This is a genomic window from Buchnera aphidicola (Cinara curtihirsuta) (genome assembly GCF_900698895.1).
Lineage (GTDB): Bacteria > Pseudomonadota > Gammaproteobacteria > Enterobacterales > Enterobacteriaceae > Buchnera_F > Buchnera_F aphidicola_AX.
Window position 1 is genome coordinate 204,377 of the sequence record NZ_LR217700.1, and the last position, 16,726, is coordinate 221,102.

General features: G+C 19.3%; 13 protein-coding genes and 1 pseudogene. 6 read left to right on the top strand and 8 right to left on the bottom strand.

The features are described 5' to 3' along the window. The first annotated feature begins 513 nt into the window (after positions 1–513). Positions 514–1,073, top strand: a pseudogene (gene lipB, locus BUCICURT3053_RS00885) (lipoyl(octanoyl) transferase LipB). Positions 1,074–1,166: 93 nt separating this feature from the next. Further along, positions 1,167–2,114, top strand: coding sequence for a lipoyl synthase (lipA, locus tag BUCICURT3053_RS00890; protein ID WP_154061144.1), 948 nt, complete (start codon positions 1,167–1,169; stop codon positions 2,112–2,114). A gap of 228 nt (positions 2,115–2,342) precedes the next feature. On the opposite strand, the gene sppA is transcribed toward lipA, so the two are convergent. The 7 genes from sppA to trpD form a co-directional block, all read right to left on the bottom strand. Further along, positions 2,343–4,214: a signal peptide peptidase SppA gene (gene sppA, locus BUCICURT3053_RS00895; RefSeq protein ID WP_154061145.1), complete on the bottom strand. Its 1,872-nt coding sequence runs from the start codon at positions 4,212–4,214 to the stop codon at positions 2,343–2,345. A gap of 340 nt (positions 4,215–4,554) precedes the next feature. Continuing rightward, positions 4,555–4,971 (bottom strand): hotdog domain-containing protein, encoded by a 417-nt coding sequence (locus tag BUCICURT3053_RS00900; protein WP_154061349.1) that lies wholly within the window; start codon positions 4,969–4,971, stop codon positions 4,555–4,557. Positions 4,972–5,255: 284 nt separating this feature from the next. Further along, positions 5,256–6,047, bottom strand: coding sequence for a YciC family protein (locus BUCICURT3053_RS02115; RefSeq protein WP_154061146.1), 792 nt, complete (start codon positions 6,045–6,047; stop codon positions 5,256–5,258). 86 nt (positions 6,048–6,133) lie between these two features. After that, positions 6,134–6,946, bottom strand: coding sequence for a tryptophan synthase subunit alpha (trpA, locus tag BUCICURT3053_RS00910; protein WP_154061147.1), 813 nt, complete (start codon positions 6,944–6,946; stop codon positions 6,134–6,136). A gap of 3 nt (positions 6,947–6,949) precedes the next feature. Further along, positions 6,950–8,134, bottom strand: a complete 1,185-nt coding sequence (gene trpB, locus BUCICURT3053_RS00915; protein WP_154061148.1) for a tryptophan synthase subunit beta — start codon at positions 8,132–8,134, stop codon at positions 6,950–6,952. A gap of 28 nt (positions 8,135–8,162) precedes the next feature. Then, the gene (gene trpCF, locus BUCICURT3053_RS00920; protein WP_154061149.1) at positions 8,163–9,533 is read right to left on the bottom strand and encodes a bifunctional indole-3-glycerol-phosphate synthase TrpC/phosphoribosylanthranilate isomerase TrpF; all 1,371 of its coding nucleotides are present in this window, start codon (positions 9,531–9,533) and stop codon (positions 8,163–8,165) included. An 8-nt stretch (positions 9,534–9,541) separates the two neighbouring features. Next, a complete protein-coding gene (gene trpD, locus BUCICURT3053_RS00925) occupies positions 9,542–10,543 on the bottom strand; it encodes an anthranilate phosphoribosyltransferase (RefSeq protein WP_172598438.1) in 1,002 nt (333 codons plus the stop codon). Between the two features lie 444 nt (positions 10,544–10,987). Between trpD and BUCICURT3053_RS00930 the strand changes: the two genes are divergently transcribed. Next, positions 10,988–11,719, top strand: coding sequence for a pseudouridine synthase (locus BUCICURT3053_RS00930; RefSeq protein ID WP_154061151.1), 732 nt, complete (start codon positions 10,988–10,990; stop codon positions 11,717–11,719). 190 nt (positions 11,720–11,909) lie between these two features. On the opposite strand, the gene BUCICURT3053_RS00935 is transcribed toward BUCICURT3053_RS00930, so the two are convergent. Further along, a complete protein-coding gene (locus BUCICURT3053_RS00935; RefSeq protein ID WP_154061152.1) occupies positions 11,910–12,725 on the bottom strand; it encodes an inositol monophosphatase family protein in 816 nt (271 codons plus the stop codon). Between the two features lie 176 nt (positions 12,726–12,901). On the opposite strand from BUCICURT3053_RS00935, the gene rlmN reads away from it, so the two are divergent. The 3 genes from rlmN to glyA all read left to right on the top strand — a co-directional run bounded on the left by rlmN (position 12,902) and on the right by glyA (position 16,699). Beyond that, on the top strand, positions 12,902–13,984 hold the full coding sequence (gene rlmN, locus BUCICURT3053_RS00940) for a 23S rRNA (adenine(2503)-C(2))-methyltransferase RlmN (RefSeq protein ID WP_154061153.1): 1,083 nt from the start codon (positions 12,902–12,904) through the stop codon (positions 13,982–13,984). 68 nt (positions 13,985–14,052) lie between these two features. Next, complete coding sequence (hisS, locus tag BUCICURT3053_RS00945) at positions 14,053–15,330, top strand: histidine--tRNA ligase (RefSeq protein WP_154061154.1); 1,278 nt, start codon at positions 14,053–14,055, stop codon at positions 15,328–15,330. Between the two features lie 118 nt (positions 15,331–15,448). Continuing rightward, complete coding sequence (glyA, locus tag BUCICURT3053_RS00950; protein WP_154061155.1) at positions 15,449–16,699, top strand: serine hydroxymethyltransferase; 1,251 nt, start codon at positions 15,449–15,451, stop codon at positions 16,697–16,699. The last annotated feature ends 27 nt before the right edge of the window (positions 16,700–16,726 follow it).

Below are 16,726 nucleotides of genomic sequence, written 5' to 3' on the forward strand. Positions count from 1 at the left end.
ATCAATTAAAATATAACTACATATTTGTATATATATTTTATTTAATATTTATAAATATTAAATAAATTATTAATGATAAATTAATAATAAAATTTATATAAAATTTTCAAATTTTAAATTGATTTATTTGATTGTTTACTAAACTATTTAATAATATAAAAATAATTAGTATTATACCAATATTTTTATTTACAATAGATGTATAAAATTATAAAAAAATAAATTAAATAATTAAATCCAACATATTTGAATTTTTTTATTATATTAATTATAATAATATTTTTATTTCTATTAAATAGATTATAAAAAAATATAATAATTATAATTTATATATTAATTTTATAATATTATTATAAAAAAAATCTATTGTTTTTATCATATTTAATTAAAATATTTAAATATATTTCAAAATATAATTTTAAATTTTAAATTTATTTAACTTTTATATAAAAAAAAATGAATATTATTATACGAGATTTAGGTTTATGTCATTGGGTTGATATAGAAAAAAGTATGAGGAAATTTACACTAAATAGAAATAAAAATACAATTGATGAATTATGGTTTTTAGAACACTATCCAGTTTTTACTTATGGCGCTTCAGAAAAAAAATATTGTTTTTCACATATTAATAATATACCGGTATTTCAATCAATTAGAGGTGGAAAAATTACCTTTCACGGGCCAGGTCAATTAATTATATATTTATTAATTAATTTACAAAGAAAAAAAATCAAATTTTATAAATTAGTACAAAGTGTTGAAATATTAATTATTAAATTATTAAAAAAAATAAAAATATCATCATATACAAGAGATAATCGCCCCGGTGTGTATGTTAAAAAAAAAAAATTTGTTCATTAGGATTTAGAATCATCAACGGTTGTTCTTTACACGGTTTAGCATTAAATGTAAATATGAATTTAAAACCTTTTACATATATTGACCCGTGTGGAAGTAAAAATATTATAATGACACAAATAAAAGATTTTAATAAAAATATTAGTATACAAAAAATAAAGAAAATCTTTATAAATCAATTTTGTATGTTTTTTAATTATAAATTAATATAAAAGTAGTTATTTTTTATATTTTATATATATATTCAAATATATAATTTTATTAACTTATTTTAATTTATAAATATAAATTAGAGAAAAATAAATATGTTTAAGAAAAAAAAAATAAGTATATCTTATAAAAAAGAAAAAGATATACATATTATATCTACAATATCATCTTCTAACAAATTTACATCTGTTTTAAAAAAACCTCACTGGTTAAAAATTAGATTACCTTCTAATTTATATAAAATTAATAAAATTAAAAATATATTAAAAAATAATAAACTTCATTCTGTATGTGAAGAAGCTCATTGTCCAAATTTACCAGAGTGCTTTAATAATGGTACTGCAACATTTATGATACTAGGTTCTATATGTACTCGTAAATGTCCTTTTTGTGCGGTAAAAAAAGGAAGAGCTTTAAAAATAGATATAAACGAACCGAAAAAAATATTTGATGTAATTTTAAAATTAAATTTAAAATATGTTGTTCTAACATCAGTATCTAGGGATGACTTAAAAGATGGTGGAGCGGGGCATTTTTCTAAATGTATTTACACTATTCGAAAAAAAAAGAATATAAAAATAGAAATACTAGTACCTGATTTTAGGGGAAAAGAAATAATAGCATTAAATAAAATTAATAAATATCCACCTGATGTATTTAATCATAATGTTGAAAATGTCCCTAGATTATATTCAATAGTACGTCCTGGAGCAGATTATACAAAATCCTTAAATTTATTATATGAATTTAAAAAAATATGCCCTAATATACCTACAAAATCTGGACTAATGTTAGGTTTAGGTGAAAAGAAAAATGAAGTTATTTCTGTATTAAAAGATTTAAAATCAGTAGGTGTATCCATTATTACAATAGGACAATATATGCAACCCAGCAAACAACATTTATCAGTTCAAAAATATATTACACCTCAAGAATTTATAATTTTTCAAAATATAGCATTATCTTTAGGTTTTTCTAAGGTATTCTCTGGTCCTTTAGTAAGATCTTCCTATCACGCTGATAAACAATATTTATCCTATTAAAAATATTTATAATTGCAATATTAAAATTTTATTTATTTTATTTAATAAAAATATTATTTATACAAAATAATTTAATATTTGTAAATAAAAATAATATTTGTTTTGAATAAAAATTACTTTTATTTACATAAAATTTTTTTAAAGTCTATTTATTAAACATAAGAACACCAAACAAAATATAATTTAATTTCTTTTGTTGGTGTTTTTGTTTATTGAATATATTTTTATTTATTTTATTTGATAATCATTCAAATAAAGAGACATTAGTTTATTAAATTCTAATGTATTTATTACATAAGAAATATTTCTATAAAATACAAATATTTTATTAACAAGTTCTCTAGAAAACAATGTATATAAAGCATTTTTAAATATTTCTTTTTTTAACAAATTTATTTTTTCTTTTATAAGATTAATTAATGAATTTGAATCTTGTAACCATAAGACATTATAGTTTTTAACATTAGATAATTGAGCAGCTTTTTCAATAGCGGAATCAATATCACCAATTTGGTCTATTAATCCTATTTTTTTTGCATCCTTTCCTAACCAAACACGCCCTTGTGCAATTTTATGAATTTCTTTTATCGTTTTGTTTCTTGATTGAGCTACGATTTCAATGAATTTTTTATATCCACAAGAAAGTTCTAAATTGATTTTTTTCTTATTTTGACTAGAAAGATCATTAAATATATTATAACTACTATTGTATTTAGTACTAATTGTTTGGTTTGTTATCCCTATAGCTGATAATACTTTTTCAAAAGTAGGTACAATAGAAAAAATACCTATAGATCCAGTTATTGTTGTGTTATGTGCAAAGATATAATCACCAGCTGTAGCAATCCAATAACCTCCTGAAGCACTAGTTTCTCCCATAGAAATTACGAGCGGTTTTTTATATTTACGTAATTTAATTAATTTTTTTCTTATTATTTCTGAAACTTCAACATTACCTCCCGGGCTATTAATTCTTAATACAACTGCTTTAATATTATTATTGTGTTCTGCTATATGTATTTGTTCTATAATACTTTTAACGTCCATAGATGAAGATGAACTAGAATTATTTTCAATAACTCCATTTGCTAATATAACTGCAATTTTATTAGAATTTGGGGATATATTTTTTTTATTAATTTTATAATCATCAATTTCAATTGCTTCATAAGTAGGATTTTTTTCTTTCTTATAAAAAATATCAAGTAAGTATTTATTAATATTATTACTATCTACAATATAATCTACTAAATTGTTTTTTAATGCATATTTTGCATAATTATTGTTATGATGTTTTAAATATTTAATTATATAATCAGGGTTAGGATATATTTGATTAATTAAAATTTTTCTATTATCGGCTATTTCTTGTAAAAATTTTTCCCATTTATATTTTATTAACTCTTGATCTATTTTTTTATTTTCTTTTGATGGAGAATTTCTTAAAAAAGGTTCAACGGCTGATTTATATTTTCCTATTCTAAAAATATGCATATTAATATTGTTTAAATCTAAAAATTTTTTTAAATATAATTTATTAGTAGTAATTCCGTTTATCTGAATATTTCCATTTTTTGATAAAAAAATTTTATTTGAAAAACTTGCTAAATAATATGCACTTTGTGAAAAACTATTACCTATAGTAACAACAGGTTTTTTGGATTTTTTAAATTCATTTATTTTTTTTCCCATATATTTTAAAACAACTTGATTAGCAGAAAAATCATTTTCTATTCTCAACATTAATCCAATAATATTTGGATCATTTTTAGCTTGTGTAATTTTTTCAGTAATTTCAAAAACAGAAGTAACTTTTTCTTTTTTTATTTTTTGATTCCAAAAAGAGTAACTGTTTTTTTTTGTTAAAGAATCTAAATCTGTTGTTTCTTCTATTCGATTATTTAAACTCATAATTAATAATTTTGGTTTTATTTCCGTTGGTACTGGAGTATAAGTATTTTTTTTAAAATTAAAAGATACCCAAAATATAAAACCAATTATTAGTAATAATATTGCGTGTGAAAATATTTCTTTTATTATATTTAATATCTTATTTATACATTTAAATACTTGCATTATAAATTTTAAAATTTTATTCATATTATCAATGAACCCTGTTAATTATATTATATTTTTAAAAAATTAAATAATAATAAAAATCATTATAAAAATTAAATATTTTTTAAAAATTTATTTATAAACAAAAATTATAAATTTTTTAATAAAAATTTAAATAAATATTTAGCATAAATTAAATCATATACAAAATTAATTATAAAAAAATATTTTTATATAATATGTTTATTAAATTACTCTCTATATTAAATAATATATATTTTTTATTTTTTTAAACTTTATAAATAATTTTATGAAAAGTAATTATTCTTTTTAACTTAATTTAAATTTAATATAAAGATATAATGTTTAATTATATTTAATATTATAAATTATTAAGTGTTGGTAATACTCTAGATTCATCATATTTATTTATGGCAACATAAACAAAGACAGCAGAATTTGTACAATACAATATATTATGAGAAAAAGGATTTATTCTTTTAACCCAAATTTCTGTTCTAATAGTTATAGAAGTATTACCTATTTTAATACAGCTAGCATAACAATTTACTATATCTCCAGATAATACTGGTTTTAAAAAATTTATATATTTTACATATACAGTAGAAACCTTTCCTCTAGAAATTTCTTTAGCTAAAATACCACCCCCTATATCCATTTGAGACATGATCCATCCTCCAAAAATGGTTCCATTAACATTTTTATGAGAAGGCATAGCAATTGTTTTTAACATTAAGTTTTTATTACAAACAATATTAACATCTTTATAAGAAGGCATAGTAATTGTTTTTAACATTAAGTTTTTGTCATAGATAATATTAACATTTTTATTTTTTAACATTTTACTCACTAAATAAGATTTAGAAATTTTTTTTTAAAAAAAATTTTATAAAAATTATATTTTTTTAATTATATAAATTTTTAAATTTAATTAAATATATATTTAAAATTAATTTATTTAATATTTTTAAAATTATTCAAATATTATATTTTAAAAAGTTAATAATAATAATTATTTTTTATATAAAGTATATTAATAATTATTAAAATATTAAAAAATAATTAATTAATAACATTTCTAACTTTAGAATAAATATAAAATCTAAATAAATATATTGTTATATAAGAAAAATATATATTTATAAAAAAATTTAATAAAAAAATATTTACATACATTGGAAAAATAAAAAATAATTTAAAAAATATTAGAATCAACTTTTTAAATATTAAATTTAATAAAATAATCGGTATAATTATATATATATCATAAAAAAGTATTTTCATACTATATCTTAATGAATAAAAGATATTTTTTTTTTCTATTAAAAATATAATAAGAGATAAAAATGATAAAAGAGATATTAATATTTTAGGTACTATAGAAATATTAAATTTTGTTTCTATTAATAAAAATTGTAAATATAAAAGAGGTATACATAAAAAAAAAGATTGAAATATTCTTATTATTGTATAATAAATGTTTTTTAAAATTGAAGATGAAACAAAATGTATTAAATATAATATAGAAATAAATAAAAAAAAATTACTAATAGTTAAACAAAGTATTTTTATAAATTTTATATAAAAAATAATTTTTTTTTGATTAATATTCATATTATTAATTATATTTAATAAAGATTCTTTCTTAAAAAAATAACTTTTATATAAAATAGATAATTCAACCAGTTTAATACTAAAAATATTCTGTAAAATAATATTTATTAATGAACTTATAATAGAATATACAAATATATTTATTATATTTTTATAAAAAAATTTATATGCATCATACGTTATAATATATATATTCAATAACATATATCCTCCTGTAAAAAACAAACAATGTATGTACATATTAAAAAATAATATTCTTAAGTATTAATTATAATAAGACTATTTATTTTATACTAAGTATTTTATCGTTTTATTTTTTTTTAAACCTAATATTTTGTTTCTATTTTAAATTTTTGTACTAATTTAGCTATTTTTGTAAACATTTTTTTTTTATTAGACAAATTATTTTCTATTATTTTAACAATACATGAACCACATATAATACCTTGTACACCACTTTTTATAATATTTTTAATTTGACTAACTTTATAAATTCCAAATCCTTGTATAATTGGAGAAGATTTATATTTTTTCAATTTTTTTATTATATTTATTAATAATTTTTGTGAATGCACTTGTTGCATTCCTGTAATGCCAGGTCTAGATAAAAGATATATATAACTTTTACTTAAAATAGTAATTTTTTTAAGAAAATTTTTTTTTGCATCAGAAGGACAAATAAATACTGATGATATATTATTTTCATTTGCTATTTTACGAAATATATATGATTCCTCTACTGGAAGATCAGCAATTAAAACAGAATCAATTTTATTTGAGTGACATAATGAATAAAAAACTGGTAACTTTTTATAAAAAACAATATTAGCATATGTTAATAATCCAATTGGGATATTAAAATGTTTTTTTCTTATCTGATATATAATATCAAAACATTTTTCAATTGTTATATTATTATTTAATGCTCTTATATGTGAATTTTGTATGATTATTCCATCAGCTATAGGATCTGAAAATGGAATTCCTAATTCTAATGCATCAGCACCATTATCAATTAAAATATCAATAATTTCTAAAGAAATATTTATTGAAGGATCTCCTAATACTACAAACGGAATAAAACAACATTCTTTTTTATAAGACAAATTTTTAAATAAAGATTTATATCTTGATTTCATTTTTTACTCATATTTATTTATTTTATTATTAATAGTATCAAGATCTTTATCACCCCGACCAGATAAATTAACAACAATTGTTTGTTTTTTATTAGGATTTTTATTCATTAATTTTAATGCATATGCAATAGCATGTGATGATTCTAAAGCAGGAATAATTCCTTCTAATTTTGATAATTTTAAAAAAGCATCTACTGCTTCTTTATCAGTAATAGATTTATATTGAACTCTTTTTGTATAATTTAACCACGCGTGTTCAGGTCCTACAGAAGGAAAATCTAAACCAGCTGAAATTGACCAAGACTTTTTAATTTGTCCATCATTATTTTGCATAAGATATGATTTCATTCCAAAATAAATTCCTAATTTTCCAGAATATATAGGAGAACCATGTTTACCAGTATCTAAACCTAAGCCAGCGGGTTCTATTCCAATTAATTTTACACTTTTATCATTAAAAAATGAAGAAAATATACCAATAGCATTGGAACCTCCTCCTACACAGGCAATAATAAAATTAGGTAAATTTTTCTTTTTTAATAAGAAATATTTTTTTGTTTCTTGTCCAATTATTTTTTGATATTCTTTAACAATAGTAGGATATGGGTGAGGTCCAGCTGATGTGCCAATCATATAGTGAGAATCAGAATAACTATTTGACCAATCTCTCATTGCAGCATTACAAGCATCTTTAAGAGTTGCTGATCCTGATGATACTGAAATAACTTCAGCTCCTAGTAACTTCATTCTCAATACATTTTGTGATTGTCGCTGAATATCCTTTTCTCCCATATATATTCGACATTTTAAATTTAACAAAGAACAAGCTATAGCAGAAGCAACTCCATGTTGACCAGCTCCAGTTTCTGCAATAACATTTTTTTTTTTCATTCTTTTAACTAATAGCGCTTGTCCTAATACTTGATTTGTTTTATGAGCTCCTCCGTGTAATAAATCTTCTCTTTTTAAATAAATTTTAGTATTTGTATTTTTTGTAATATTTTTACACAAAGTTAATGGAGTAGGTCTTCCTGCATAAGATTTTAATAAATGATTTAATTTTTTTTTAAATTTTTTATCTTTTTTTGATTCAACAAACACTTTTTCTAATTCATTTAGCGCCGGAATTAAAATTTGAGGAACATACATTCCACCAAATTTTCCAAAATAAGGATTTAATATAGTCATTTTTTTAATTATTTAGTTAAATAAAATTTTATTTTTTAGGATAATATCTTAGTATTTTAAATACGGATTTAATTTTATTAGGATCTTTAACTCCTGGTAATATTTCTAAACCAGAATTAAAATCTAATCCACAAAAACCTAATGTAGATGCTAAAAAACTATTTTTTAAGTTTAATCCGCCCGCTAACATCATATTAGATACATTAAATTTTTTAATTAAAGTCCAATCAAATGTTTTTCCTGATCCTCCTTTTCTATTATCTAATAAATAACGATTAACATGAATAATATTATTTATTACAGTATGTTTACTCACTGAAATAGATTTCCAAATACGTACATGCTTAGGTAATAATATTTTTAATTTTTGAATAAATTCCTGATTTTCCTCTCCGTGTAATTGAATTGCATATAAATTAAATTTATCAACTTTTATAAGAATATTTTTATACTGTTCATTATAAAAAACACCAACATATTTTAATAAAGAATTTTTAATAATTTTTTTACATTTTTTATCATGAATATATCTAGGAGAGTGAGGAATAAAAATTAATCCTCCATATACACAACCAGATTGTTCTGCTAATAGAGCATCTCTATTTTTTGTTAACCCGCAAATTTTATTATCACCATAAATTAATTTTCGAGTAGAAAATTCTAAATTTTTAGAACACATTAAATGTGTTCCTATTAAAAAACCATTTACTTTATTACATAAAGAACGAATATCTTTATAATTATTAATACCTGATTCACAAATAATAATTTTATTTTTAGGAATTAATGGTGCTAATGTTCTTGTATTATTTTTATCAATAGATAAAGTTTTCAAATTTCTATTATTTATTCCAATAACTGAAGCATTTAATAATAGAGCTCGTTTTAGTTCATTAAATGTATGTATCTCTGTTAAAACACCTAAATTCATATTTTTTGCAATATTTGATAATTTAATATAACTTGAATCATCTAAAATAGATAACATCAATAAAATTGCATCTGCTTTATGGTAACGCGCATAATATATTTGATATGGATCAATAAAAAAATCTTTACATAGTAATGGTTTTTTTGTTTCATTACGAGCTTGTAATAAATATTTAAAATTACCATGAAAGAATTTTTCTTCTGTTATTATTGAAATAATATCAGCATATTTATTATATATTTTTACTATTTTTGAAATATTAAAATTTTTTTTAATAATACCATTTAATGGTGATGCTTTTTTACATTCTAATATAAATGATGGATTATTTTTTTTTAATATTTTTTCAAAACAATTTCTTGATTTTTCAATTTTATTATAAAAAGAACTTAAAGGAAAATTATTTTTTTTATATTTAACCCAGTCATGTGTATTTTTTAATATTTTTGAAATAAAATTATTATTCATAATATGATTTAATTAAACAATTTAGATAATTGAAGAACAAAATTATAAATTTTACCTGTATTAATAAAATTTAAAATATTTAATGTATTTTCAGATAAATTATCATATCCCAATGCTTTCATTAATAATGCTACATTAATTGCTACTGTTTTTACATATACAGGCTCTCCTTTTCCTTTAAATAATTTCATAGTTTCTATATAATTTTCTACTTTATTTTTCTTTAAAATAAAATTTTTAGAATATTTTTTTAAACCAAAATCTTTTGGAGAAAGAATATATTTCATAATTTTTTTATTATTTATTTCTACTATATAAGTATCATCATATAACGTAGCTTCATCTATTCCTCCACTATTTACAATAATAACTTTTTTATATTGTAAATTAGACAATATTTTTGCATACATAGACATTAAATCTTTTTTATATACACCTATTAATGCAAAATCAGGTTTAGAAGGATTTAATAAGGGTCCTAAAATATTAAAAATTGTTTTTGTTTTTAACAAACTACGAATTTTAGATATTTTTTTAAAACTTTTTACATAAAAATTAGCTAATAAAAAACAAATATTAAATTTATCTAAACATTTTATAGATTTATCTGATGATATTTTTAAATTTATTTTTAATTTTTGTAATAAATTTGCAGATCCGGAATTACTAGATGAATTTATATTACACATTTTTACAATTTTTATACCATAACTTGCTGCAACAATCGCACTAACAGTAGATATATTAAAGCTATTTTTTTGATCTCCTCCAGTACCAACTATATCAGATATCATATAATCAGGTTTTGGAAAATATTTCATATGTTGTATAACTGATTTTCTTGCACCTATAATTTCTTCATATGTTTCTGTTCGAGACGCCATAATAGCAAGTATAGCAGATATTTGCATACTATTAAGCTTTTCATTTAAAATATGATTAAATAGTATAAAACTTTCTTGTTTATTTAAATAAATTCCATTATATATTTTTTTTAGAATTTTTTTCATTTTATTTCTATATAAAATTATTTTATTATAACATGATAACATAAAAATTATTTTTAATAATAATTGAGATACAAAATATACTATATAATATGTATTTTATATATATAAATAAATACTTAATATAAATTTATTAAAAATAATTTTTATATTAATAAAATTTGTATTTTTAAAAATATTAATATTATCAAAAATATAATATATTTTTATTTAAAAAATTTTTAATAATTTTATTTATAAAAATTATTAATATGATAATTAAAAATTATTTATTTTAATAAATATAAATATTATTTATTATATTTATAATAATAACATTTTTTTTATAAAAAAAATATTTATATAAATAAAAACTATTTATATATAATAAAATATAGATTTATAAATTCCTTTTTTTAAATAATTAATTATATATTTAATATTATAAATATATATTTGGAAAATGATATGAAAGAAAAAATTCAAAAAATATTATCTAATTCTGGATTAGGTTCACGCCGTAATATTGAAAAAAAAATATGTAATAAACTTATTAGAGTAAATGGAAAAATTGTATTATTAGGAGAACGTTTTGTAAAAAAAGATATTCAATATATTTTGTTAAAAAACAAAAAAATTATTTTAAAAAAAGATATAATAAAAATTATTATTTATAATAAACCAATAGGAGAAATATGTACTAATAAAGATCCATATAAAAGAATTACTGTTTTTAATAAATTACCTAAATTATATTATTCTAAATGGATAAATGTAGGAAGATTAGATATTAATACATCAGGTCTATTATTATTTACAAATTATGGTGAGTTAGCATATAGATTAATGCATCCTAGTTATAAAATTAAACGAGAATATCTAGTTAGAATTTTTGGAAAAGTATCAAAAAAAAAGATTTTTATTTTAAAAAAAGGAATCAAAATAGGTAATTCTATTTCAAAATTTTACGAAATTATTAATTTAAATTATAAAAAAAAAAATCAATGGTTTAAAGTATCATTACTACAAGGAAAAAACAAAGAAGTACGTTTACTATGGTCATCTGTTGGTATAAAAGTTAATCGACTAATCCGTATTCGGTATGGTAAAATAATATTACCTAAAAAATTGAAATCTGGATGTTTTTTAGAATTAAATTCCAATGATATAAAAAAAATTTTTAATTCAGTAAATTTATAATATATAAAATATATCTACATATGATAGAACAAAAATGATGTTTAATAAATTTTTTATTATAATAATTATTTAAATTTTTTGTATAATTTTTTATATATTTATTTTTATTTAAAATAATTAAAGATTATAAATAATATTTTTAATTTTTAAATATACTAAAATATATATTTATATAATATAAATATATTAATTATTTACTAATTTTTTTTAAATATTCATCACTTAATGTTCGTGTTTTTTTTAAAATATATCTTAAAATATTAGCTTGACCAACTAATAGTAATTTACTAGCAATATAATCATGACCGCCAACAAAATCAGTTATTAATGCTCCTGATTCTCTAATATGTAGTTCTCCAAAAATAATATGTAAATATTTTTCATTAAATCCAATATAAATATTAATTTTTCCAGAAGATAGATATGCTAAATCTAAAATAGAACATCCTGTTTTTCTTAAAGATATTTGTTCTTTTAAAAGATATTGAATTAATATCATATATAGATACATATTATTTTTATTTATTTCTTGAAAGTAAAGCGCAGCAATTTTATTATGTAAACTATTATTATATTCACAACATCTTGTTCTAATACCATTTAACTGCGCCCCCTGACCTTTAACAGCTGTAAATAAATCATTTTTAATAGGGTCGTAAATTACTGATATATAAGGTTGGTTTTTTTCTTTAATAAGTATTGATAAACAAAAATGAGGTATTTTTTTAATAAAATTTGTTGTTCCATTTAAAGGATTAATTAACCACTGGATGGTATTTAAAATAATTATTTTTTTAGAATATACATTAATAATAGTATGTTCAGGATATGATTGATATATAATAGAATATATAGTAGAAAAAATTTTTTCTTTTATTTTTTTTATATAATATAAATTTTTTTTTTTTTCAGAATTATAAGCTATATCTTTTGAGTCATAATTCTGAGTAATAATTTTTCCGCCAATTCGAATTGCTCTAATTGCAATATTTAATATTGGATTCATATAGTAATTCTCTTTTATAATATTATTTTGTTTATTTTTATAAATATAAATTTTTATAAAAATTGATTTCTTTATAAAAATAAATAGTTATTATATACTTATTTTTAATAAAATTAAAAACTTTATTTTTTATTTTAAAATGAAAAAAATTTAATAAAATAAAATGGAAAATAATCATGTTACAAAAAAACTTTTTAGAAAAAAATAAAAAAAAAAAAATTAACTTACTTGATTTTGATTTAATAAAAATGACAAATTTTTTTTTAAAATTAGGAGAAAAAAAGTTTAGAGCAATACAAATAATGGAATGGATTTATAAAAAGTATTGTATAAAATTTAATAAAATGAGTAATTTAAGTAATACTTTAAAAGATAAATTAAATGATTTGTCTATTATAGACATACCAAAATATGTTAAAAAAATAAAATCATTAGATGGAACAATCAAATGGAATTTTTTATTTAATACTGAATTAATTGAAACAGTATACATTCCAGATAAAAAACGTGCTACTTTATGTATTTCATCTCAAGCTGGTTGTGTATTAAAATGTGGGTTTTGTGCTACAGGTCAATTAGGATATACTCGTAATTTACGAGTATCAGAAATTATTGGTCAAATATGGTTTGTTATAAATAAATTAAATCAATACAAATTAAAAAATTTAATTTTACCCACAATAACTAATGTTGTTATGATGGGTATGGGGGAACCATTATTAAATTTAAAAAATATTATAATAGCAATAAATATTATATTAAGTAATTATGGTTTTAATTTTTCCAAAAATAAAGTAACATTATCAACTTCCGGGATTGTCCCTGCAATAAATAAAATAGCTGGAAAAATAGATGTTTCATTAGCAATTTCTTTACACGCACCTAATAATCATATACGCAATATGATTATGCCTATTAATAAAATTTATAATATTGATTTATTACTATTATCAGTTAAAAATTATTTAAGTAAATCTACAGCAAATCGTGGTATAGTTACAATAGAATATGTAATGTTATTAAACATTAACGATAGTTTACATCATGCTAAAGAGTTGATTTATTTATTAAAAGATATACCATGTAAAATTAATTTAATTCCTTGGAATCCCATTAAGAACTCTCTTTATAAATGCAGTACTTATAATAGAATTATTAACTTTTCTAATTATTTAAAAAATAAAAATTTTGTTGTTACTATCAGAAAAAATAGGGGATCTGATATTAATGCTGCCTGTGGGCAATTAATTAGCAAGTAAAATATTTTTAAAAAAAATTTAAAAAAATAAAAAATTAACAATCTCAATAAAAGGATATTTAATATTATATGGGAATGAAACATCAATCAATTAGAGGTATGCATGATATTCTTCCTTATGATACTCATTATCTTAGTATAATTGAGGAAGAGATAAAAAAAATTTTATATAATTATGCATATTTTGAAGTTCGTTTTCCCGTTGTTGAAAAAACAGAATTATTTGAAAAAACTATTGGAAATCAAACAGATATAATTAATAAGGAAATGTATAATTTTTATGATAAAAAAAAAAAAAAAATTTCTCTAAGACCTGAGGGAACTGTTAGTTGTATTCGCGCTTGTATACAAAATAATATGTTTTACAGTTCTAAAATTCAAAAATTATGGTATTACGGTCCTATGTTTCGTTATGAAAGACCTCAAAAAGGACGTTTTAGACAATTTTATCAATTAGGGGTAGAATATTTTGGTTTAAAAAATATTATATCTGATTATGAAATAATTATGTTAACTATAAGTATTTGGAAAAAATTAAATTTATTACAATATCTAAAACTAGAAATTAATTCAATAGGTTGCTTAGAAGATAGAAAAATTTTTTCATTAGATTTAAAAAAATTTTTTAAAAAAAATAAATTTACATTAAATAAATATGAAAAAAATTTATTATATAAAAATCCTATTCGAATTTTAGATAGCAAAAATGATAATATAATTAAATTATTAAAATCAGCTCCATTACTGAATAATTATTTAAATTTATATTCATATAATCGTTTTAAAAAATTATGTAATCTATTAAATCAATCAAAAGTAGATTATATTATTAATAATCAGTTGGTTAGAGGATTAGATTATTATAATGATACTGTATTTGAATGGAAGTCAGATTTATTAGGTACACAAAATGCCGTTTGTGCTGGAGGAAGATATGATACATTAATAAAACATTTAGGAGGAAAAAATAATCCAGCAATTGGTTTGGCTTTTGGAATAGACAGATTATTAATTTTAAAAAAACTAATTAACCCTCTTCCTTGTAACAATATTTTTATTGATATTAACGTTATTTTTTTAGAATCAATATATTCAGTATTTGCTATATATATATCTCAAAAATTACGTTTAATTTGGCCTCAATTAAAAATTAATACCTATTTAAAAATTTTTAAAAAGAAAAATTTTTTTAGTATATCTAAAAAAATAAAATCAAAATTTTTATTAATTTTAAATTCAAATAGTTTAAATGTAAATAAAGTATTAATTAAAAATATTTTTAATAAAACTAAAAAAAATATATCAATTAATCGTATCTTTCAAAATCCGTGTATATTTTTTAAATAAAAAAATATTTAATTATATGAATTAATATATATATTAAAATAATTTATTAATTAAATATTTTTAAAAAAATTTTAAACATTTTTAATATTTAATTACTTAAAATAAGTAGATTACATATATGATAAACAAAAAAATGAAAAAATTCGATCCAAAAATTTGGAATTTAATTAATGATGAAAAAAATAGACAAGAATTATGTATTAATTTAATTGCTTCAGAAAATTATGCTAGTAATTCTATACTAGAAGCTCAAGGTTCTTGTCTAACAAATAAATATGCAGAAGGGTATATTGGAAATCGTTTTTATGATGGATGTAATGTTATTGATAAAATAGAAAGTATTGCTATTAATCGAGCAAAAAAATTATTTTGTGTAGAATATGCTAATGTACAACCTCATTCAGGTTCTCAAGCTAATTTTGCTGTTTTTCAAGCATTATTAAAACCATATGATATTATTTTAGGTATGAATTTAAATCATGGAGGACATTTAACTCACGGATCTTCTGTGAATTTTTCAGGAAAAATATATAAGTCATATTCATATGGAGTTAATGAATTTGGTGAAATAGATTATCAACAATTTAAATATTTATCTTTTTTACATCATCCTAAAGTTATTATTGGTGGATTTTCATCATATTCAGGTATATGTGACTGGAAATATATGAGAAAAATTGCAGATAAAGTAAATGCTTATTTTTTTGTAGATATTTCACATATTGTTGGTTTAATTATTTCTGGTTTATATCCTAATCCAATTAAATATGCTCATGTAATAAGCACTACTACGCATAAAACTTTAGGAGGCCCTAGAGGTGGATTAATATTATCAAATTGCGGAAATAAAGAATTATATTCAAAATTAAACGCCTCAGTATTTCCTGGAACACAAGGAGGTCCTTTAATGCATGTTATTGCAGCAAAAGCAATTGCATTTAAAGAAGCCTTAAGTTCAAAATTTATAAAATTACAAAAGAATATTTTAAATTATGCTAAAGTAATGGTAAAAATATTTTTAAAAAAAAATTTTTTAGTTATATCTAAAAAAACAGAAAATCATTTGTTTTTAATTGATTTATCTAATAAAAAAATAACAGGAAAAGAAGCAAGTAATTTACTTTCTCGTGCAGGAATTATTGTTAATAAAAATTCTATTCCAAATGATAAACAAACGCCATTTATTACATCTGGTATTCGCATTGGAACTCCAGCGATAGTTAAACGTAATATTAAAATAAATGATGTTATTCAAATAACTCACTGGATATGTGATATTTTAGATAATCCAGAAAATTTAAATCAAATAAAAGAAATAAGAAAAAAAATAAAAAAAATATGTAAAAATAATCCAATATATGCTATATAAAATATATTTATATTGATTGTAAAAAAA

Coding starts and splice junctions, on each gene's coding strand:
- lipA (WP_154061144.1), top strand. CDS start 1,167: ATGTTTAAGAAAAAAAAAATAAGTATATCTTATAAAAAAGAAAAAGAT.
- sppA (WP_154061145.1), bottom strand. CDS start 4,214: ATGAATAAAATTTTAAAATTTATAATGCAAGTATTTAAATGTATAAAT.
- BUCICURT3053_RS00900 (WP_154061349.1), bottom strand. CDS start 4,971: ATGCCTTCTTATAAAGATGTTAATATTGTTTGTAATAAAAACTTAATG.
- BUCICURT3053_RS02115 (WP_154061146.1), bottom strand. CDS start 6,047: ATGTACATACATTGTTTGTTTTTTACAGGAGGATATATGTTATTGAAT.
- trpA (WP_154061147.1), bottom strand. CDS start 6,946: ATGAAATCAAGATATAAATCTTTATTTAAAAATTTGTCTTATAAAAAA.
- trpB (WP_154061148.1), bottom strand. CDS start 8,134: ATGACTATATTAAATCCTTATTTTGGAAAATTTGGTGGAATGTATGTT.
- trpCF (WP_154061149.1), bottom strand. CDS start 9,533: ATGAATAATAATTTTATTTCAAAAATATTAAAAAATACACATGACTGG.
- trpD (WP_172598438.1), bottom strand. CDS start 10,543: ATGAAAAAAATTCTAAAAAAAATATATAATGGAATTTATTTAAATAAA.
- BUCICURT3053_RS00930 (WP_154061151.1), top strand. CDS start 10,988: ATGAAAGAAAAAATTCAAAAAATATTATCTAATTCTGGATTAGGTTCA.
- BUCICURT3053_RS00935 (WP_154061152.1), bottom strand. CDS start 12,725: ATGAATCCAATATTAAATATTGCAATTAGAGCAATTCGAATTGGCGGA.
- rlmN (WP_154061153.1), top strand. CDS start 12,902: ATGTTACAAAAAAACTTTTTAGAAAAAAATAAAAAAAAAAAAATTAAC.
- hisS (WP_154061154.1), top strand. CDS start 14,053: ATGGGAATGAAACATCAATCAATTAGAGGTATGCATGATATTCTTCCT.
- glyA (WP_154061155.1), top strand. CDS start 15,449: ATGATAAACAAAAAAATGAAAAAATTCGATCCAAAAATTTGGAATTTA.